19 protein-coding genes are annotated in these 18,809 nt (G+C 51.7%); 16 read left to right on the forward strand and 3 right to left on the reverse strand.

What is annotated here, in order from left to right; all coding sequences use genetic code 11:
• Positions 1-74: 74 nt before the first annotated feature.
• The 9 genes from CA264_RS10690 (at position 75) to CA264_RS22105 (ending at position 7,306) form a co-directional block, all read left to right on the forward strand.
• Positions 75-428, forward strand: coding sequence for a winged helix-turn-helix transcriptional regulator (locus tag CA264_RS10690; RefSeq protein ID WP_025607020.1), 354 nt, complete (start codon positions 75-77; stop codon positions 426-428).
• A gap of 386 nt (positions 429-814) precedes the next feature.
• On the forward strand, positions 815-2,101 hold the full coding sequence (locus tag CA264_RS10695) for a hypothetical protein (protein ID WP_025607021.1): 1,287 nt from the start codon (positions 815-817) through the stop codon (positions 2,099-2,101).
• 300 nt (positions 2,102-2,401) lie between these two features.
• Positions 2,402-2,827, forward strand: coding sequence for a hypothetical protein (locus CA264_RS10700; protein ID WP_025607022.1), 426 nt, complete (start codon positions 2,402-2,404; stop codon positions 2,825-2,827).
• A gap of 107 nt (positions 2,828-2,934) precedes the next feature.
• On the forward strand, positions 2,935-3,636 hold the full coding sequence (locus CA264_RS10705) for an acetolactate decarboxylase (RefSeq protein ID WP_162912077.1): 702 nt from the start codon (positions 2,935-2,937) through the stop codon (positions 3,634-3,636).
• Positions 3,637-3,854: 218 nt separating this feature from the next.
• A complete protein-coding gene (locus tag CA264_RS10710) occupies positions 3,855-4,187 on the forward strand; it encodes a hypothetical protein (RefSeq protein WP_157593691.1) in 333 nt (110 codons plus the stop codon).
• Between the two features lie 110 nt (positions 4,188-4,297).
• Positions 4,298-4,744 (forward strand): NAD(+)--rifampin ADP-ribosyltransferase, encoded by a 447-nt coding sequence (gene arr, locus CA264_RS10715; protein ID WP_025607027.1) that lies wholly within the window; start codon positions 4,298-4,300, stop codon positions 4,742-4,744.
• A 172-nt stretch (positions 4,745-4,916) separates the two neighbouring features.
• Positions 4,917-5,678, forward strand: a complete 762-nt coding sequence (locus tag CA264_RS10720; protein ID WP_025607028.1) for a helix-turn-helix domain-containing protein — start codon at positions 4,917-4,919, stop codon at positions 5,676-5,678.
• Between the two features lie 32 nt (positions 5,679-5,710).
• Positions 5,711-6,997, forward strand: a complete 1,287-nt coding sequence (locus CA264_RS10725) for an FAD-dependent oxidoreductase (RefSeq protein ID WP_211233393.1) — start codon at positions 5,711-5,713, stop codon at positions 6,995-6,997.
• A 12-nt stretch (positions 6,998-7,009) separates the two neighbouring features.
• Positions 7,010-7,306, forward strand: a complete 297-nt coding sequence (locus CA264_RS22105; RefSeq protein WP_335682965.1) for an aromatic-ring hydroxylase C-terminal domain-containing protein — start codon at positions 7,010-7,012, stop codon at positions 7,304-7,306.
• A 122-nt stretch (positions 7,307-7,428) separates the two neighbouring features.
• Here the strand turns inward: CA264_RS22105 and CA264_RS10730 are convergent, their stop codons facing one another.
• Positions 7,429-7,971 (reverse strand): DUF4136 domain-containing protein, encoded by a 543-nt coding sequence (locus CA264_RS10730; protein ID WP_051364414.1) that lies wholly within the window; start codon positions 7,969-7,971, stop codon positions 7,429-7,431.
• Positions 7,972-8,310: 339 nt separating this feature from the next.
• Here CA264_RS10730 and CA264_RS10735 point away from each other — a divergent pair, with 339 nt between their 5' ends.
• The 5 genes from CA264_RS10735 to CA264_RS10755 are packed head-to-tail and all read left to right on the forward strand — an operon-like array spanning position 8,311 to position 12,384.
• Complete coding sequence (locus CA264_RS10735; protein WP_025607030.1) at positions 8,311-9,183, forward strand: STAS domain-containing protein; 873 nt, start codon at positions 8,311-8,313, stop codon at positions 9,181-9,183.
• 15 nt (positions 9,184-9,198) lie between these two features.
• The gene (locus tag CA264_RS10740; RefSeq protein WP_025607032.1) at positions 9,199-9,609 is read left to right on the forward strand and encodes an STAS domain-containing protein; all 411 of its coding nucleotides are present in this window, start codon (positions 9,199-9,201) and stop codon (positions 9,607-9,609) included.
• Positions 9,593-10,006 (forward strand): anti-sigma regulatory factor, encoded by a 414-nt coding sequence (locus CA264_RS10745; RefSeq protein WP_025607034.1) that lies wholly within the window; start codon positions 9,593-9,595, stop codon positions 10,004-10,006. The genes CA264_RS10740 and CA264_RS10745 overlap by 17 nt, the downstream gene beginning before the upstream one ends.
• Complete coding sequence (locus tag CA264_RS10750; protein ID WP_025607036.1) at positions 9,996-11,024, forward strand: ATP-binding protein; 1,029 nt, start codon at positions 9,996-9,998, stop codon at positions 11,022-11,024. The genes CA264_RS10745 and CA264_RS10750 overlap by 11 nt, the downstream gene beginning before the upstream one ends.
• Before the next feature lie 4 nt (positions 11,025-11,028).
• Positions 11,029-12,384 carry a sensor histidine kinase gene (locus CA264_RS10755; RefSeq protein WP_025607038.1) on the forward strand — a complete coding sequence of 452 codons (1,356 nt, stop codon included), beginning with the start codon at positions 11,029-11,031 and terminating at the stop codon, positions 12,382-12,384.
• A gap of 32 nt (positions 12,385-12,416) precedes the next feature.
• Here CA264_RS10755 and CA264_RS10760 read toward each other — a convergent pair whose 3' ends face one another.
• On the reverse strand, positions 12,417-12,866 hold the full coding sequence (locus tag CA264_RS10760; protein WP_036776052.1) for a response regulator: 450 nt from the start codon (positions 12,864-12,866) through the stop codon (positions 12,417-12,419).
• Positions 12,867-13,199: 333 nt separating this feature from the next.
• Between CA264_RS10760 and CA264_RS10765 the strand changes: the two genes are divergently transcribed.
• Positions 13,200-13,496, forward strand: a complete 297-nt coding sequence (locus CA264_RS10765; RefSeq protein WP_025607042.1) for a sll1863 family stress response protein — start codon at positions 13,200-13,202, stop codon at positions 13,494-13,496.
• Positions 13,497-13,555: 59 nt separating this feature from the next.
• Here the strand turns inward: CA264_RS10765 and paaN are convergent, their stop codons facing one another.
• The gene (gene paaN, locus CA264_RS10770) at positions 13,556-15,229 is read right to left on the reverse strand and encodes a phenylacetic acid degradation protein PaaN (RefSeq protein WP_025607044.1); all 1,674 of its coding nucleotides are present in this window, start codon (positions 15,227-15,229) and stop codon (positions 13,556-13,558) included.
• Positions 15,230-15,423: 194 nt separating this feature from the next.
• Here paaN and CA264_RS22310 point away from each other — a divergent pair, with 194 nt between their 5' ends.
• The gene (locus CA264_RS22310) at positions 15,424-18,714 is read left to right on the forward strand and encodes a S8 family serine peptidase (RefSeq protein WP_025607046.1); all 3,291 of its coding nucleotides are present in this window, start codon (positions 15,424-15,426) and stop codon (positions 18,712-18,714) included.
• Positions 18,715-18,809: the final 95 nt, after the last annotated feature.

The following is an 18,809-nucleotide window of genomic DNA, read 5'->3' on the forward strand; positions in this document are numbered from 1 at the left end:
ATTTATGGCAAGTATGTACATTTTTGTAAGCTACATACTAAAAATAATGTATTACTGATTATCAATAAGTTAAAATGCAAAAGAAAGAGAAAGCTTGTCCAGAGGTTGCAACTTGTTCTGTTGATTACGCCTTTAAGCGGATTGGCGGAAAATACAAAGGCAGAATCTTATGGTATTTGCATGAGCACGCTATACTGCGTTATGGCGAGTTAAACAGAACGCTGCCTGACATCACTACTAAAATGCTGACACAAACCTTAAGGGAATTAGAAGCAGACAACCTAATTGACCGGAAAGTATATCTCGAAGTTCCGCCCAAAGTAGAATACACATTGACCGAAGTGGGCAAAGAGCTTATCCCCTTTATCAGTTACTTAAAAGAATGGGGCGACAAACAGATTGAAGCGGAAAAGACAAAAGCGAAATAAGTACGAACGCACAGCATCGCTTTTGCGCAACGGCGGCTTACTATTGTAACAGTTATCTCTATCTCAACAGGTAAAAACGATGAAGCAACAAAGCCGTTAGCAGAAGAACCGTCAAACAAGATACTGCTACAGTTAAAGAGTAAGGCTCCTTCTCACAACCTGCACAGGCGCCACATTCGGCTACGCCTCGTTCGCTTTTTACACAAGCCGTTACAAGAGAATTAAGCCTACGTAGTAGCTGCATACTAGGTAGAGCTAACCTTAAACACAGGAGAAAATACCCGGCAGACTTCCCTTTATCTGCCTTTCGCTGTACAGGTAGCCGATCAAGGGTTTGTTTTATCTCAGTAAATTTTTAACTTTAACAACACCTTACTATCTGTACAGTGCTCAAAAACTATCACCTATCGCTGCTTCTCTCCATTACAGTGCTGTTTTCTTCCTGCGAAAAAGAAGACAGTGTTTCCCAAACCGACTACTCTATTCAGTCTACCGAGGCTTTTGAGCTGGTTAGCCAGCACCCAAACGGCTGGATAAAAGAAGCTCGATATCAGCTTATCGGAGGGGCTACAGAAGAGTTCGAATACTACGAAAACGGTTATATAAAATCGGCCAAAGTATACGCCAGCTATCCGCAGCAGCACCTGTATATGGAAGTAAGTCGTAGTGCGGATAATAAGCCGCTCTGGTCTAAATACTACAACCCTGACGGAGAACTATGGTTTGAAACAGCGTACACCAACGGGCTTCCCTCAATTAAGAAAGTGTATAGCGAAGAAGGTACGGCTATTCACAGCTACACCGACGGCGAGCTGCGCTCGGTTGAATTTACCGCTGCCGATAACAGCAGCACCAGTATCACGTCTTACAACGCAGCCGCCGGAAACCGGAACGTAACCATAACCAGTAACGGGCAACTTATCCTTGATGAAGATTATCCTTACCAGGAGCAGGTTGGAGCCGGAGTTTACACAGGTAATTTTGTTCCGGTCGCCAACGCTTTTGGTGCTACCGAAACTTCCTATTACAAGCTTAATCATTCGTTTTCCCAAAGCCCTATCTGGCAGCACGATGCCGACCCGATAGAATTTATGTTTCCTTACCGTCTCTTCGATGCGTTTTACTATCCAGGGAATTACTTTGCTACAAGGTTTGCTGTGAGCACCGAATTGTACCAGTCGGTTATTGAGCAGTATCCGGTAACGGAAAAGGGCGTGTTGATCGGCGGGGTTAAGTATGAGGATGGCTACGATTACTTTCAAAACAATTGGGAAGTACAGGACTCACTGGCCAAAGTTTACCAGGAAAACCCGGCCCTGTATAAGCTGAAATACGGAAATGAATACATCGAGAAGGTAGGATACGGGAAGACCTTTTTTGTAATTGGTGCTATCCGCAACCTGCCTACCAGCGGCAACTCAGCCGATAAAATAAAAGACATTGCCCGCAGGCAAATGCTAAGCATGCTTACCGGTGAGTCCGGCATCACTGCCGAAGAGCAGGAAATACTGGATAAAGTATGGTTTGAGGTAAAGTTCTTCTCCACTCTAAAAGAACATCGGAATGGGGTGGTGATAAACTCTGCTGAGGATTATGACAAGGCCATAAAGGAAGTAAACGATGCAGAACTGTCGGTATTTCAACTGAAATACCAAACAGTCGATGATTTATAAAGAGGAAACCACTCTAGATCTAAAGCCACCTTTGCAAAGAGGTGGCTTTTTTGTTAGGCTGCACAACCGAAATTCATTTTCTGTATCTTTTGCCTTAGCAGGTGGCAAGTGTTTTACAGCAGGGCTTACACAGTCACATGGCTTTTGATAAGAGTAAAGAAAAGTTTATATAGGCGCTATAAACGCAGCTACAGTGTAAGGCAATGATCCTCACAAACTACGACTGCTTCAAGAATGGCTTTTTTTACAACTGCAATCCCTAAGCTGCAACTTGCGCTACCTTAAGTGTTGGGAATATTTATGAGGAAGGAAGTAAAATATCTTTTGTTTCTAGTGCTTCTTGTGTCGTGCTTTCCAGCAATGAAGACAGATCCTGCCCCTCACTCTGTTAGATTTGAAGAAGATGAATTTAATGAGGTAATTTCGTACCTCCACTCTAAACCGGAAATTGAAGGATTTAGAATAGATCATCCTCCTTCAGAAATACCAGAGGCAACAATTGAAAAAATGGAGCAAATAGGGTTCTTAGAGTACAGGAACCTTGGCCAATTTAAGGTTTTCTTTTGTGGATACGGGGAAGTAGGTAAAGGTTGGGGATTTGTTTATGGAGAGTTTTCTCAAAATGAAATTGAGCACCCGCAACAGATTAGAACTTATAATCATAAAATAGAGATCACCTACCTGGAGCACATAAAGGGAAAATGGTTTAGGTTTGGGGCAGAATAAAAGTACAACCACGTGTAAGCATTTTGTTGTGGCTACGCCTCGCCAAGCGGCTACACCACCCCATTAGGCAACACTAAAAAACGACGATGAAACACAAGATACTCACGATGACACTCTTCGCAGCATTCTCTTGCGCGACACCTCCCAACACGGACGACAACTTCAAAGTAGAGCATAGAGGGGCTTTGAAAAACATCATGCACAAAGGCGACATTTCAGCCCAAGCGGACCTGACTGACTTTAAAAACACGCAGCACTTCTATGCCCTTGGAGCGATGGAAAACTTAAAAGGCGAAATCCTCATCCTTGACAGTAAACCCTTCATTTCATCAGTACAAGACCAGGAACTGGCTATCAGCAACTCCTTTGATCATAAAGCAGCTTTGTTGGTGTACGCCTCCGTCGATAAGTGGACAAGCTTTACCATTCCTGACAACATATCCACGTATGAGGACTTAGAAAAATACGTGGAGCAAACCGCAGAAGAGAGTGGCGTCAACATAGACGAGCCATTCCCATTCCTCATTGAAGGGCAGGTAAATTCGTTCGACTGGCACGTAATTAACTGGAAAGACGGAGACACGGCACACTCACACGAGAAACACATCAACTCCGGGCTTCGTGGCACATTGACTGACCAGGCTGTTGAAATACTTGGCTTTTACTCCAACAGCCACCACGCAATCTTTACGCACCACACAACAAACATGCACTTACACATAAAAACGGCAGACAGTAAAACATCAGGGCATCTAGACGGACTAACCCTGGGACAGGGAATGACACTGAAACTACCCAACAGTAACTAAAAGAAATGCGTTGCCCAGCAAAGTATACCTAAGGTAGAGTTGGCGAGGCTTCAAAGGGTTAAAGGCTCCCAACAAGCTTTGCTCAAGAGGGCAAAGCAGCGTTATAAAAACCCTGCGTTTTTAGCAGAACCCTTACATGCAACAAAATAAAAACTGGTATGCCTGTTAAACCTATCGTTCGAGAGGTACTAATCTGTTTGGCTGCTGTTTACGTTGCTATGGCAGCATTTCTAAACCTGAATTTGCATGGTGGCCGCATCACAGAAAGTACAGCATTATTAAATAGCCTGATAGCTTCAGCCCTCCTCATTGCTGTTGGAATTAGGTGGAGGGAGAATAGGACTTCGACTGCTGCTCTGGCTGTAGTTGCGGATAGTATACTACTAACGCTTGCAGTGGAGACTGTTGTAGCCGATAGCCTTTGGGAAACACTAAAGAACGTTGCTGTTGAACCGGTCATAACGCTAACTCTACTTTGCATGGCGCTTTTAGTGTGGGACTGGGTAAGAAGATTCAAGAAAATAAAGCTGAAGCCAAGCAAGGTGGTATAGCAGTCGTACCTTGGTTTCCACCCCGCTAGCTGCTGTACTGGAACCTTAGCCGGCATAACGGCTGCTAGTTCAGCAAATCCGTAAAAACATCGACAAACAACATCAAAACAATGGAACAGAGTAGAAATGAGGAAAAGCCATTGGAGCCAGCCAAGGAGCAAAGCGCGACGCAGTTCTACCATGGCACAAAAGCCGACCTGAAGCCCGGGGACCTGATAGAACCCGGCTTTACGTCAAACTACGGTAAGAGAAAGAAAGCCTCCTACGTCTACCTGACCGCCACCATGGATGCCGCTGTTTGGGGCGCCGAACTTGCCTTGGGCGAAGGGCGCGGCAGAATATACATAGTTGAACCGACTGGCCTAATTGAAGACGATCCCAACTTAACGGATAAAAAGTACCCGGGCAACCCGACCAAGTCCTACCGCTCCCGGGACCCGCTTCGGGTGTCTGGAGAAGTTAAGGATTGGCAGGGGCACTCTCCAGAACAGCTCCAGAGCATGAAGGAACACCTGGAGCATCTAAAGCAACTTGGTATCGAGGCAATCGAAGACTGAGCAAGAAGTGGCACGCAAGCTGGCACTCCGAGTAACTTCAACAACGCGCCATTGGTACTGAACAGAGCTTTGACGGGTAAAATATTAGTTTGACGTTAATCAGCTCACGCCAAGCTTTTTTAGGCGGATACGTGAGTGCTTCTAAAGCCACCAGTAGGCAACACCCCAAAACATGCAACCAGACTCTATCTACTATCAAATTAGAGAACCAGAAAGTACCCTTACAGATTTTGTAGAGAGCTTTTGGGTGCTCACCAACCGTTCGGACAAAGCAAACAACATTGTCGTGCTGCCCGACGGAAGAGTAGACATCATGTTTTCCATGTCGCCCACCGAGCCTTTTCACGCTTCGCTGATAGGTATAGAAAGCAAAGCCGAACAGGTAGTTTTTCAGGCTCACACCACCATTTTTGCTGCAAGCCTTAAGTTGCCCGCAATCGAGTTTCTTTTTGATGCAGGCATTGCAGCCCTACTTGATTCGGCGAGGGTGCTGCCCGAAGGCTTTTGGAATATTCAGGCTGATGACCTGCTTGACTTCGATAGCTTCTGCGCCAAGCTGAATGGGCAGCTTTCCCAAGTGTTCTCCCCTGTTCAGCACGACCCCAGGAAGCAGAAACTCTTCCACCTGCTCTACGCCTCAAATGGAGCGCTGAGTGTTCAGGAGTTATCTGACCGAGCCTGTTGGAGCAGCAGGCAGATCAACCGGTACTTTAACCAATACTTCGGCCTTTCTTTAAAAGCGTACTGCAACATCCTGCGCTTCCGGGCTTCCCTTCCTCAAATCAAAGAAGGCAAATTCTTTCCGGAGCGTGATTTCGCCGACCAGCCCCACTTCATCCGCGAAATCAAGAAATTCTCAGGCGTCTCACCTAAAGAGCTAAGCCAAAACAAAAACGACCGATTTATTCAATTTTCCCTTCTTGGCCGGAAATAACTTTGCCTCATACTTATTCATAAAAGATTAAGATGATGGAAAAAGAACAGAAAGCAATGGAGAACATTCCGGTTCTCGTCATAGGAGGCTCCTTGGTTGGTCTCTCTGCAGCAGTTTTTCTGGCTTGGCAAAATGTGCCGGTTATAGTCATTGAAAAGCATAAAGGCAGCCATCCGCACCCAAGAGCCGTGGGTTACCCCGAGCGAACCATGGAGCTTTACCGGGCCGTGGGCATCGAAAAATTCATCCCTCAGGTTTCCGGCGATTTCAAACTACGCAGGGCTAAAGTAGACAGCTTAGCCGGGCAAGTAGTTGAGGAAACAGACTGGACCCCACCGCAAAAAGCAAGAGCAGCAGCGGAGGTAAAGGAATACTCCCCGGTGAAAGGAGCCGCCATTGCCCAGGATAATCTGGAGCCGGTACTACGAAAGCGAGCCGTAGAACTGGGAGCTAACTTAAGATTAGGCACGGAACTGCTCCGCTTTGAGCAGGACAACGATAGTGTTACTGCATTTGTCCGCGAAAGGGAAAGCGGCAAAACGGACGAAATCAGAGCACAGTATATGATTGCTGCCGATGGCAGTGCCAGCCCGGTGCGTGAAGCACTAAAGCTTAAAAGAAAAGGGCGGGGCTTGATGCACAGCGTACGAAGCGTTCTATTCCGGGCACCACTGGAGGAGTACCTGGAACAGGGAATCTCACAGTTTGAAATTGAACAGCCCGGGCTGAAGGCCTTCTTAACCACGTACCGCGACGGACGCTGGGTGTTGATGTTTACCGATGATGTGGAGCGGGATGAGAATGAAACGATGGAAGCCATCCAAAAGGCCATCGGCCGGACCGACCTCCCCATTGAGATCATTACCCACGGCCGCTGGGATTTGACAGCGTTGATTGCCGAAGAGTTTAAGGCAGGAAGGGTTTTTCTGGCCGGGGATGCCGCCCATACCCTCCCGCCAACGCGTGGTGGCTTCGGGGCTAACACCGGCATCCACGATGTGCACAACCTCGCCTGGAAGCTGGCAGCCGTGCTTTCGGGCAGCTCCACCCCCGGTTTGCTGGATACCTACCACTCCGAAAGGTGGCCCGTTGCCTGGAGCAGGTATCAGCAAACGTTTATCAGGCCCGACTATGCGAAGCATGCCAAAGCCGAAGACTTAGAGGGAGTAGAAATGCACGACAATGTGAGTATGGAGTTGGGGCAGCTATACCGATCCGAGGCTGTACTGGGCGTAAGTGAAGAACTACCCGAGGCTGCACGGCCCGACGAGTGGAATGGCCAGCCCGGCACCCGTGCGCCGCACCTGTGGGTAGAGTAGAACGGCAAAAACATCTCTTCCCTTGATCTGCTGCAGAAAGAATGGGTGGTACTAACCGAAAACTCCGCTTGGTATGAAGCAGCAGAAAAGGTAAACGCTAAAGTGAACTGCCAGCTACGCGTTGTGCGGGTAGGCAAAGACGTGAAAGTAGATGATGTAGCAACCTGGCGAAAGAGCTTTGGCCTTGGTGCCACGGGCGCCACTTTAATTCGCCCTGATGGTTATGTAGCGTGGCGCGCCGCAGCTATTTCCGACAAGCCGGAGCAGGATCTATTCCACGCTTTGTCCAAAGTTTCGTTCGCCAGATAGCTTAAAAGGTAAAGAAAAAGAAAGTCGGGTAGCTAAAGGCGTCGTTAGGATTTTGGCTGTGCCTCCGGCCACCTGGGCAACACAAACCCGGATGGCCGGAGGCATTTCTTTAGCTAACCTCCTTACTGCGGAAGCTCCTCCACCAGTTTCTGCACGCCCTCGCTGATCCGCTTGCGAACTTTGGCGCTGTTATCGTCCGGCAACACTCCTTCGGCGGCCCCTTGCCACACCAACTCATTTTGGGCGTTGTCAACCAGGTGCATCGACAGCGTCCCCTGCTGATAGCGGCCGACCTCCACCTCACGAGTTTGCCAGCTGTAGCGGCGCTGCCCCATGTAATACGGAGGGTCAGTCAGGATGCTGGTTTCCCGGGTCTGCACTTTCTCAGCCACTACCACCCCCAGGTTTATTTTCAGGTCCGGGTTTGAAGAGCTGCGGGAAAGGCCGCGCTGCTCCAACCGCTGTGTAATCTCCTGCTTCAGGAACTCGAGCTGCTCAGAGTAAGGCTGCAGGGCATCGCCACTGGCGTCTATATCGTAGAAGTCAAAAGTTTTGTACTCGGACAGGTGAAAACCCGGCGCGGCATCCGTCTCCAGCACTCGCGTAGGAGAACAGGAAGCCACGACTGCCAGCAGGAGGCAAAGTAGGAAACAAAGCTTTGTCATTTGTTGCATTACAGCACAGTTTACGCATTAGGAAACACTCTCTATACGGGCACAGTGTCCAAGCGTTAGCGTTCGGCAGGCGTTGCCAATCAAGCACGCTGTGTAAAAAAACACCCGGAAACACATCAGTACGCTGGGTGCAAACACTAAACATATAGTATTAATTAACAACAACTTACAGTTCATCAAGTAAAGAATAGCGACCCTTTTATTTTATCAGGCTTACCAACCATTACTCAATAGTTACAATAAATCGCCTGTTTCTAAAAGCGTTTCATTAATTTTAGACCTCATTCCATACATCTATTGCTGAACCAAAAGTACGTTATACACGCAACCATGAACAATACTGCGCAACTGTTACAGAACAACAAGAAAAGAATCCTGGAAACCTGGATGCAGAACCAACTAGCTGACGAGGCTCTGCGCGATGATCTTATCTCAAATGAGGAGCTTCGCCGCCAGTCAGAGGACCTGCTAAGTGGTTTGGCTTCTGCAACAGCCACCGGGAATACAGAAAATATTTATGCCCCCGAGTATGAGTCCGTTGTTGAGATTCTTTCCGACATCTCTATTACCCGGGCGCGCCAGGGCTTCAGCCCACGCGAAACAGGCATGTATGTGCTGAGCCTGAAGCGTGCCATCAGCAGTGTGATGGAAGAGAAAATGGCCGACCAGCCGGAGCAGCTTTACAAGGAGCTGAATACCTTGCACGGCCTGCTCGACAACCTGAGCATGATCACGTTCGATACCTTCATCAAAGGCCGCGAAGAAGTTATTCTGCGCCAGAACGACGAGATAAACGAAATCTCCACGCCGGTTATACGTGTGTGGGAGGGTATCCTGGCCCTGCCGATCATCGGCACGCTGGACAGCGCCCGCACCCAGGTGGTAATGGAAAACCTGCTGCAGGAAATCGTAAACACAGGCAGCAGCATCGCCATACTTGATATCTCCGGTGTTCCGGCGGTAGACTCACTGGTGGCACAACACCTGATCAAGACCGTTAGCGCCACGCGCCTAATGGGTGCTGAGTGTATTATCAGCGGTATACGCGCCGAAATCGCTCAGACGATCGTGCACCTGGGTATCGACCTGTCTAACATCAACACAAAAGCTACGCTGGCCAGCGCACTGCAGGTTGCCTTCAGCATGCGTGGCGTGGAAGTAAGAAAAACAAACAAAGGCTCTGCGCTTAGCCTGTTGAAATAGCATACGATCATACCAATGGATAGAATTCCGATTCTGAAAATGGGCCCCTACCTGCTTGTAACCATACAAGTGGACCTATATGACAGGCTGGCCCTAACTCTGGAGAACGACCTGATAAGCATGGTGAGCAAGACCGGCGCCCGCGGCGTGCTCATTGATATCTCTGCGGTAAGCATCGTAGACTCTTTTATGGGGCGCATCTTAGGTAACATTGCCTCCATGTCACGGATTATGGATGCTGAGACCGTTGTAGTAGGCATGCAGCCAGCCGTGGCCATCACGCTGGTAGAGCTGGGCCTTACCCTGCAGGGGGTATACACTGCCCTGGATGTGGAGAAGGGCATGGAGCTACTGCAAAATAAAATCGGCATTATAGAAAATCCCGAAGACGAAGACGAGGAGGTGCCGAATGATGATATTGACTAAAGACGCGATGCAAATCGTGCGCGAGCAGGATGTAGTGCCTTTCCGAAACAGAGTAAAAGAACTTGCCACCAAAATAGGGATGAGCCTGGTGAACCAGACCAAACTGATTACGGCGGCAAGCGAGCTGGTGCGCAACATGCTCAAGTACGCCAACGGCGGCAAAGTTTTGCTCGAAATTATCAGCAAAAATGCTCAAACTGGCGTAAGGTTAACATTTGTGGACGAAGGCCCTGGCATTGCCGATGTGCAACAGGCCATGCGCGACGGCTTCTCGACGGGCAAGAGCCTGGGCCTGGGGCTGCCGGGCACCAAACGCCTGGTTAACGAGTTTGACATAAAGAGCAAGCTCGGCGAAGGCACCACTGTTACGATTACGCACTGGAAGAATGGTCGTTAACCAACATACGCTTTTTTCAATACCCGACAAATCTTACGCTAGCATTGCCAAGCGGGAGATTCGCCAAATGGCAGAAGAGGCAGGCTTTACCGCTGCTGAGGCAGGCAGGCTGAACATTGTGGTGTCCGAAATGACATCTAACCTGGCCAAGCACGCAGCCGACGGCGGGGAACTGCTGGTGCGCTCGCTCGGCCACGGCATAGAGGTGATCTGCCTCGATAACGGCCCCGGCATGGTTGATTCCCTCCGGATGCTGGAGGACGGCGTGTCCACCTACGGCTCGGCCGGCGAGGGCCTGGGCGCCATCAAAAGGCAGTCGGATGTGTTTGACCTGTACTCTCAGCCAGGCATGGGCACGGTGATTGTCTCGCAGGTGCACCGGGCGGCCAAACCTGCCCTGGCCCCAAACGCTGGCAGCCACAACATTGGGTTTGTCATGGTGCCTAAGCCCAACGAGACGCTCTGCGGCGATGGCCTGTGTGTTGTAGAGAAAGGTGCAGAAGTATACCTGCTCGCGATGGACGGGCTGGGCCACGGTGCCAACGCGCACGAGGCGGCACAGGCGGCGGTACAGGCCTATGCCTCTGCCCTCCCCCAGCACCCCTCCGACATGCTCCGCAACATTCACCAGCAGATCAGGCGTACCCGCGGCGCCGTGGGCATGGTGGTAAATGTCAGCGGCAACAGCCATAAGATATCTTACTGCGGCATTGGCAACATCGCTGGCAAGCTTTACTCATCAGACCTGTCGGCGGCCGGTTCAGGCTATAAGAACATCATCTCCTATAACGGTATTATCGGCCACAACATCCCCGGCTCTCTCAATAACCAGCAGTTAGACTGGGGCCGAAACAAAACACTCATACTTCACTCTGATGGTTTGAAGTCTCGGTGGGACCTGGCAAAGTACCCGAACCTGAGCAGGCACCTGGCCACCACCATCGCCGCGGTCCTGTACAAGGAGCACAGGCGCCACACCGACGACACCCTGGTTTTAGTGTTAAAGAGCAAAGTATAAGCTGATGTCCCGGAGCATACTTAAGATAGAAATCAACAATGAACTGGATGTAGTACTGGCTTACAAGCGCGCCATGCAGCTCTCGGAGCGGCTAAGCATGCTGCAGGCCAACCAGACGAAATTCGCCACGGCCGTGTCAGAGATCTGCCGCAACGTGGTGGAGTACGTGGGGAACGGCTCTATCCGGTTCAGCCTTGTTGAGCAGGCGGGAGCCAACTATCTGGAGGCGCAGGTAACCGACCGAGGCCGCGGCATAGGCAACCTCGATGACCTGCTGGCGAACCGCAACACCTATAACCGCAGTGGCAGAGGAGTGGGCATCCTGAACTCCAAAAAACTGGTAGACCAGTTCAGCATTGAGAGCGCCTTTGAGAAAGGGACAAAAGTAACGCTGCGCAAAAAGCTTCCAACCCAAGCGCCGGGCCTCACCAAGGCCATGCTGGAAAAATGGATGGCAGAGTTTGAGATGGAAACCGACGTATCGCCCTACGCGGAAATAAAGAAGCAGAACATGCAGCTGCTGGAGGTGCTGGAACAGCTGCGGATACGCAACCTGGAGGCAGAGCAGCAGTTGCAGGAAATCCGGAAGCTAAACGCCCAGTTGCAACTGTCTAACCAGGAGATTAACCAACTGCTCGAGGACCGGGACAAGAAGAACCTGATGCTACAAGAGGTAAACCAGTACCTGGATGCCTTCGCCCACACGGTATCGCATGACCTGCGTGCGCCGCTGCAGAACATAAACGGTGTTACGGGCGCCCTGGAGTCCATGCTGGAGGCAGGCAATGCATCCGAGGCAAACAACATCCTCCCGCTGCTCCGGCAGCAAACCCAGAAGATGGACCGCCTGATAACGGGCATCCTGGCCTACTCCCTGGCCGGGCACCACAACATCCAGAAGTCCGTGGTGGACCTGCACCAGCTCCTGAACCAGATTATCACGTCCATCAGGGTGCCGGATAGCTTCGGCCTGCATGTGCAGCAGGGTTTCCCTGTGTTATACACGCAGGAGATTTACCTTTACCAGGTGTTCAGCAACATCATCGGCAACGCCATAAAATACCACGACAAGCCTGAGCAAGCCGAAATAACCATCAGCTGGAAGGCAGAGCAGGAGTGGCTTTCCTTTTCCGTTGAAGACAACGGGCCGGGCATCCCCGAGGAGATGCAGCAGCAGATATTTAACATGTATGAATTGGGTAACTCCTTCACCCGCCCAGACAGCACGGGCCTGGGCCTGTCTATTGTCCGGAAGATACTGGAGGAGAAGGGCGGCCGGATCTGGGTCGAGTCTGAGGGGCGTGGCAGCCGCTTTGTTTTTACATGGCCGGCCAGCGAGCTCGTACAGGAAGACTCATAAAAAAAGGCGCTACCTATATGCAGCGCCTTTTTTTATATTCTTGATTTGAAGAACTCATTGATAATTTCCCGCACCTCATACTTGGTTAGGGCTTTGGAGTAGTGCTTTTTAACCTTGCTGTAGCCCTTCAGCCGCTCCAGGTCGTAGAAACTGGCCGAGGAGGTGAGCATCAGTATAATCACCGGGTTAGACTCGTCCAGGTTTCTTTTCTGGTACTCATCCAGGAAAGAGAACCCGTCCATCACCGGCATTTTGATATCCAGCAGAATCAGGTCCGGGCGCTGAAAGGCAGGGTCTGGAGCTGCGCCATATGCCTTGCTCATATACTCAATGGCCTCCTGGCCGTTTTTCAGCACCTTGTACGACTTGGCAATTTGCATCTCCCGCATTAACCTCTCATTCAAATAGTTGGTCGTATCGTCATCATCAACCAACAGCACCAGATCCAACGGATAATTGTAAGGGGTAATTAATGCATCCATCTTTGCAGCTTAGTAACATAGCTTACCCGAGGGCCGAACACCCGCAGCAAAAGCTTGTTTTGTTTAACATTGCGAATATCGGAATAAGCAACACTAAATCAAATCTCTTTTCAGGTAAAGGCGAAGTTTCAGAAGATGAGCGGGTTTTAGGGCTCTTTTTTTCACTCCCCTACTAGTTTACAAACCTCACCGCTGCACAAACGGAAGATTCCTTTCGCTGTGCCCGCCGGGCGTGGGCTTGCCGCTTAAAGCCGCCTATATCCTTTTGTCCCTTTTCTGAGTATTAAACGGGTAGTGCCACCTGTGGCTAAACCTTTAACCAAGCATAACACTATGGATTCATACCCTTTAAAACCTGAACACATGCGCGCACCGAACAACCTGACCAAGGGAGAGGTGCAGAAAAGCCTGGACGAACTGGATAGCAAAATAAAGACCCTGCGCGGCCGCCTGAACGCCACTACCGCCGACTCCAACAACACTTACCAGGAGCATATTGCCGGGCTGGAGCGCAAACGGGAGCTGATTGTAAAAAAGATGGGCGACCCGAACAACCAGCAGCAGCACTGGAACGACCTGCACCACAATATAAGCGACCTGCACAACGAGGCAGACAACATGATCAAGTAAACAAAAAGCCGCTGCAGTAGCTACTGCAGCGGCATTTTTAGCATTTAGATAAACGGAGCTTACCCCATAGCCGGTTCGCGGAAGCCAACCCAGGTAAAGCGCTTGATCACAAACTCTGGGTTTGTGAAAGAGGCGTTACCCGCCGGGTTACCGCCCGTTACGTGGAAGTCAGAGAAACTGGCGTTCTGATTGACGTAGATGTTGCCCGTCAGGTTAAAGCTCACCGGTGTGCCGGCCAGCCCCATTTCGTCCATAATCTTCTCCTTCACGGCAGGGTCTGTGGTGTAGGCGCCGCAGGAAATCGCGCCGTGGCTCATGGCCATGGTTTTGGCTATCTCAATCGACTGCTCGGTGTTCTTCGTTTTGATGATCAGCACCACTGGCCCAAATAGCTCACGGCTGTAGCTTTCCTTCTCTGTGGCATCCACTTCGTAAATTACCGGAGTGCAGGTACGCGCGTTGCTGAACATCGGGTTCTCAAAATCGCAGGTGCTCAACACCTCACGCCCCTTCACAGAAGATGCGCTTTTCACACGCTCGGCCGTTGCCGGGTTTTGGATGGCACCCAAGATGTGCGGGGCCGCTTTCGGGTTGTTGACGAGTGCTGTTACGGCACCGGCAATCTTCTCCACCACATCCTCATAAGGCACCGTTTCCCCGCCTACTTTTATACCTGTTTCCGGCACATAGAAGTTCTGTGGTGCTGTGCACATCTGGCCGGAGTACAGAGTTACCGAAAAAGCCAGGTTCTGCGCCACCTTGTCCAGGTCGTCTACAGAGTCCAGTATGATTGAGTTTACCCCTGTTTTCTCGGTAAAGGTGGTTTTACCCGGCAGGCTCTCCACATAGTTGCCGAACTCCGTGCCGCCCGTGTAGTCTATCAGTTTTACCTTCGGATGCTCAGCCAGGTCCTTGGTGATCAGCTTATCGTCGGCATCCACGCCCAGCTGGCAGATGTTCGGGTCAAGCCCGTTTTCCTGCAGCACCTTCTGCACCTCGGCCACTACAATAGCGATAGGCAGTACGGCTTTCGGGTGCGGCTTCACAATCACCGGGTTACCGGTCACGAGGCTGGCGAACATGCCCGGCACCGTGTTCCAAGTCGGGAAGGTAGAGCAGCCGATAACCAGGGCAACGCCTTTCGGCACGGCTCTCCAGCTCTTGTTCAGCTTCAGGTTATACTTGCCCATTGGCTTTTCCCACTCAGTGCTCTCCGGAAAACGCGTCTGCTCTTCGTAGCCGGAAGCAATTGCCTCCAGGGCACGGTCAGCGGCATGCGGGCCGGAAGCCTGGAAAGACATCAGGTAGGCTTGCCCGGTGGTGTGCATGGTGGCGTAGGCAATTTCGAAGAAGCGCGGCTTTATGTTCTCCAGCGCCTCCACCAGCAGGGCGGCACGGTCGGCAGGCTTTACCTTGCGCCACTGGTGGTATGCCTCCTCGGCACGGTTTACCAGTGTTTCGGGGTCGAAGTACGGGTATTTCACCCCCAACGCCTGCTGCTCGTACGGAGACTCCTCCTGCCCCACCCAAGCCGCCGGGTCCTGCTGCAGCAGCTCTGTAAAGTTGTTGTTCAGGTGCTCCTTATACTTCTCACGGCCTTCTTTATCAGCGTTCTCGCCATATACATCCGGTAGCGGGTTTTCAGGGTAATGGGCAAAGAAAGTACGCTCATGAAGTGCCTGCACAGCTTTATCAAGAACCTCTTGATGCTTATCCATCAAATTTAGTTTCATAGTTATTTTATTATATTTTATTTAGGAATAGAAACATTTTAATATTAAACACAGTTGAAGGAAAGATACGGAAAAAAAATGTAAGACGAAGACTACAGCTATAATTTCATCTGGCGGTTTTTTGGTACTTTTGCGGTACATGTCTTTGCAGCGTACAAATTCTGAAAAGATATTTTTGATTTTATATCGTACTAATGCCTACCCTCTCCCTACTGCTTAAGCGCTGCCTGTGCACAGCTTTCCTGTGCCTCCTGTACGTAACCCTGTCGCAGGCGCAAGGCCCTGAAGCAGGGTTCGGCCACCAAACCGTGCCCAACCGGGTGGTCTATAAACTGAAGCCGCAGCAACCGGTGCTCGCCCGCTCGGCCCAAAGCAACAGCATGGCCCAGGCACTACAGCGTATCGGCGCAAAGCAGGTACGGCAGAAGTTTCCGGAGGTAGCCGCCACACAGGCATTGGCCAACGCCCGGAAGGCTGGCCCGGCCGTAGACCTTACGCTGATTCATGAGCTGGAGTACGGGGCAGGCTACACGTTTGAGCAGGTAAGGACCGCCCTGCTGAGCACTGGCCAGGTAGCGTATGTGGAGCGCCTCTACATACGGGAGCCACTTTCCCAGCCCAACGACCCTGCCGCAGACTCCACTAAAACTACGCAGTACTACCTGAAACAGGTGCAGGCTTATGCCGGTTGGGAGGTAGAACAGGGCGACACCAGCGTGGTCATCGGCGTGCTGGACACCGGCTTCCGCCTCTCGCACCAGGACCTGAACACGAAGGTAAAGCACAACTACGCCGACCCTATCGACGGCATCGACAACGACGGTGACGGCTACATAGACAACTACAGCGGCTGGGACTTTGCCGACAAAGACAACAACGTGTACGACGATACCCCCTGGAAAGGCCACGGAACGGCGGTGGCTGGTGTGGCAGCAGCGGCCACTAACAACGCCACAGGCATGGCAGGTGTGGGGTACCGTAGCCTATTCATGCCTATCAAGGTTTTCTCCTCCTCCCCCAACGGCCCCTTCGCCGGCTACGAGGCCATTGTGTATGCCGCTAACAAAGGGTGTAAAGTCATAAACCTCTCTTGGGGCGGCACCGGCTTTTCGGAGTTTGAGCAGGATGTGATCAACTACGCCGTGTTGGAGAAGGATGTGCTGTTAGTAGCCTCAGCCGGAAACCGGAATACTTTCGAGGACATCTATCCGGCCTCCTACGACAACGTGCTCTCCGTGGGAGGGGCCGACAAGCAGGATGTGAAGTATAAGGACCATACCTACAGCTATAAGCTGGACATGATTTCGCCAAGTTCCGGCATCTACTCCACCTCCTTAAGCGGCGACAACAGGTACAGCAGCTTCGGCGGCACCTCGTACGCCTCCCCTACGGTGGCTGGCGGAGCAGCTTTGGTCCGGAGCCGCTTTCCGGAGCTGAGTGCCCGGCAGGTGGCCGAGCGCCTGCGTGCCACCACCGACCATATCTACGGTCTGGAAGGGAACCAGCCGTACCTGGAAATGCTGGGCACCGGACGCTTCAACCTGAAGAAGGCACTAAAGGTACAGGTGCCCACATCGGTGCGTTGCGTAGCCTTTGCCCCACAGCCAAAGCAGAGCCTGGGGGCCGGCCGTAGTATAGCCATAGATGCCAGTTTCATCAACTTCCTCTCTCCTACCAGTCAGCTGGAAGTAACGCTTACCTCCCTGTCTCCTTATGTAAGTATAACACAGGGCAGCGCCAGCCTCGGCAGTATGGTTACCATGGGTAGCGCCTCTACCGGGGCCAGGCCTTTTGTGATAAAAATTGCGGCCGATGCCCCGGGAAACCAGAAAGTGTACCTGCGCCTGGGGTACTCCGACGGCACCTACCAGGATTTCCAGCATTTCGAGCTGTTCATCAACCCGAGCTTTGTCACGCTTACCGCCAATAACCTGCACCTGACCCTGAACAGCGAAGGCAACATAGGCTACAACGGCCTGAACATGAAACAGGGTGTGGGCATGACCTACAAAGACGGTGCTTCGCTGCTCTTTGAAGGGGGCCTGCTGCTGGCAACCAATGCCGGCGTGGTGGCGGACAACATCCACAACTCCAGTTGGGAGAACGACAGAAACTTTACCCCGCTGAGCCTCACCAGCCTGCAGTTCGATACGCCCCTGGCAGACCAGGAGGTACGCACCGCCATGCGAACCAACGTGGAGGGCCATCCGCTCGTGGAGGTTAAGACCGCCGGCTTTGCCTGGTCCGGCGCTCCAAACCAGGACTTTGTGATCCTGGAGTACCAGGTGACCAACCGCTCTTCCGAAACCATCAACCGCCTGCATGCCGGCCTCTTTGCCGACTGGGATATTGGCAACTACACAGCCAACATGGCAGCCTGGGACGAGGAGCTACAACTGGGGTACGCTTATAGTACTACCCAAACGCTCCCTTACGCGGGTATCAAACTACTCACGACCGAAAACCAGGTCATCTACCACGCCATTGATAACGTAGGAGGCAACGACTCTACCGTGTCTGTGGATGATGGCTTTTCTAACGAGGAGAAGTACAAAATTATAGCGAACGGCAAAAGCCGCTTGCGCGCTGGCGGCTCAGCCGGTAACAGCATATCGCACGTGGTGGGCGCCACCACGCTAGACCTGGCCCCGGGCCAGACGAAGACCGTTGCCTTTGCCGTACTGGCCGGCGACAACCTGGAGGCACTTAAACAGCATGCACAGGCGGCACAGCAAAAGTATACCCGGATCAAAACAGGCCCTGCACCGGTTGCCGCCGCGTACGAAACCTGCCTTGCCGAACCGGTGGTGCTAGCACCCGAAAACGGCAGCTACTTTAACTTCTACTCCGATGCAGAGGCAAGCAACCTGCTACACGCCGGGAAAACCTATACCGTGCCTACCACAGCGCCAAGCACAACTGTTTATGTAGCCAACGCAGACTCCCTGTTTCTAAGTGCGGCAGTACCGATGGAGGTAACCGTGTTGCCAAACGCCACGGCGAAGTTCAGGGGCTTGCCTCCCTACATACAGGCAGGGCGCGATTTCCGTGTAAAGGATTTAAGTGACCATGCCACGATCTGGATGTGGGACTTTGGCGACGGCACGACCTCTTCGTCTCAGGAGCCCACACATACCTATAAAGCCCCGGGCAAGTATACCATTGAGCTGACGGTTATGAACAGGCTTACCTGTACCTCCAGCTCCTATAGCCAGGCTGTTACAGTGTTCGACACAAAGCTGAGGCTCTACCCGAACCCGATAAAAGACGTGCTGGCCATTACGCTCACCAGCCCGCTGGATCCTGACGCGGCACCCGTGCTGCAACTGACCGACCTGAGCGGCAAGACTATCACAGCCATGCCGTCCGCTACCGACGAGGCGAACGTTTACTATAACCTGGGCAGCCTGAAAGCAGGGTTCTACATTGCCCGGCTTACCTACCAGGGCGAGACCTACGTGGAGCGGGTGCTGCTACGGAAATAGCCCTGCTTTCGTAACGGCGTGTGCTCATCAGGAAAACGTATCTAAACAAAAAGGCCTCTCCGATCGGAGAGGCCTTTTTGTTTAGATACGTTACA

Source organism: Pontibacter actiniarum, assembly GCF_003585765.1.
GTDB lineage: Bacteria > Bacteroidota > Bacteroidia > Cytophagales > Hymenobacteraceae > Pontibacter > Pontibacter actiniarum.

What these genes read in the sequence shown, in the direction of transcription:
- CA264_RS10690 (WP_025607020.1), top strand. Translation starts at nt 75, where the DNA reads ATGCAAAAGAAAGAGAAAGCTTGTCCAGAGGTTGCAACTTGTTCTGTT.
- CA264_RS10700 (WP_025607022.1), top strand. Translation starts at nt 2,402, where the DNA reads ATGAGGAAGGAAGTAAAATATCTTTTGTTTCTAGTGCTTCTTGTGTCG.
- CA264_RS10705 (WP_162912077.1), top strand. Translation starts at nt 2,935, where the DNA reads ATGACACTCTTCGCAGCATTCTCTTGCGCGACACCTCCCAACACGGAC.
- CA264_RS10710 (WP_157593691.1), top strand. Translation starts at nt 3,855, where the DNA reads ATGGCAGCATTTCTAAACCTGAATTTGCATGGTGGCCGCATCACAGAA.
- arr (WP_025607027.1), top strand. Translation starts at nt 4,298, where the DNA reads ATGGAACAGAGTAGAAATGAGGAAAAGCCATTGGAGCCAGCCAAGGAG.
- CA264_RS10720 (WP_025607028.1), top strand. Translation starts at nt 4,917, where the DNA reads ATGCAACCAGACTCTATCTACTATCAAATTAGAGAACCAGAAAGTACC.
- CA264_RS10725 (WP_211233393.1), top strand. Translation starts at nt 5,711, where the DNA reads ATGATGGAAAAAGAACAGAAAGCAATGGAGAACATTCCGGTTCTCGTC.
- CA264_RS10730 (WP_051364414.1), bottom strand. Translation starts at nt 7,971, where the DNA reads ATGACAAAGCTTTGTTTCCTACTTTGCCTCCTGCTGGCAGTCGTGGCT.
- CA264_RS10735 (WP_025607030.1), top strand. Translation starts at nt 8,311, where the DNA reads ATGAACAATACTGCGCAACTGTTACAGAACAACAAGAAAAGAATCCTG.
- CA264_RS10740 (WP_025607032.1), top strand. Translation starts at nt 9,199, where the DNA reads ATGGATAGAATTCCGATTCTGAAAATGGGCCCCTACCTGCTTGTAACC.
- CA264_RS10745 (WP_025607034.1), top strand. Translation starts at nt 9,593, where the DNA reads ATGATGATATTGACTAAAGACGCGATGCAAATCGTGCGCGAGCAGGAT.
- CA264_RS10750 (WP_025607036.1), top strand. Translation starts at nt 9,996, where the DNA reads ATGGTCGTTAACCAACATACGCTTTTTTCAATACCCGACAAATCTTAC.
- CA264_RS10755 (WP_025607038.1), top strand. Translation starts at nt 11,029, where the DNA reads ATGTCCCGGAGCATACTTAAGATAGAAATCAACAATGAACTGGATGTA.
- CA264_RS10760 (WP_036776052.1), bottom strand. Translation starts at nt 12,866, where the DNA reads ATGGATGCATTAATTACCCCTTACAATTATCCGTTGGATCTGGTGCTG.
- CA264_RS10765 (WP_025607042.1), top strand. Translation starts at nt 13,200, where the DNA reads ATGGATTCATACCCTTTAAAACCTGAACACATGCGCGCACCGAACAAC.
- paaN (WP_025607044.1), bottom strand. Translation starts at nt 15,229, where the DNA reads ATGAAACTAAATTTGATGGATAAGCATCAAGAGGTTCTTGATAAAGCT.
- CA264_RS22310 (WP_025607046.1), top strand. Translation starts at nt 15,424, where the DNA reads ATGCCTACCCTCTCCCTACTGCTTAAGCGCTGCCTGTGCACAGCTTTC.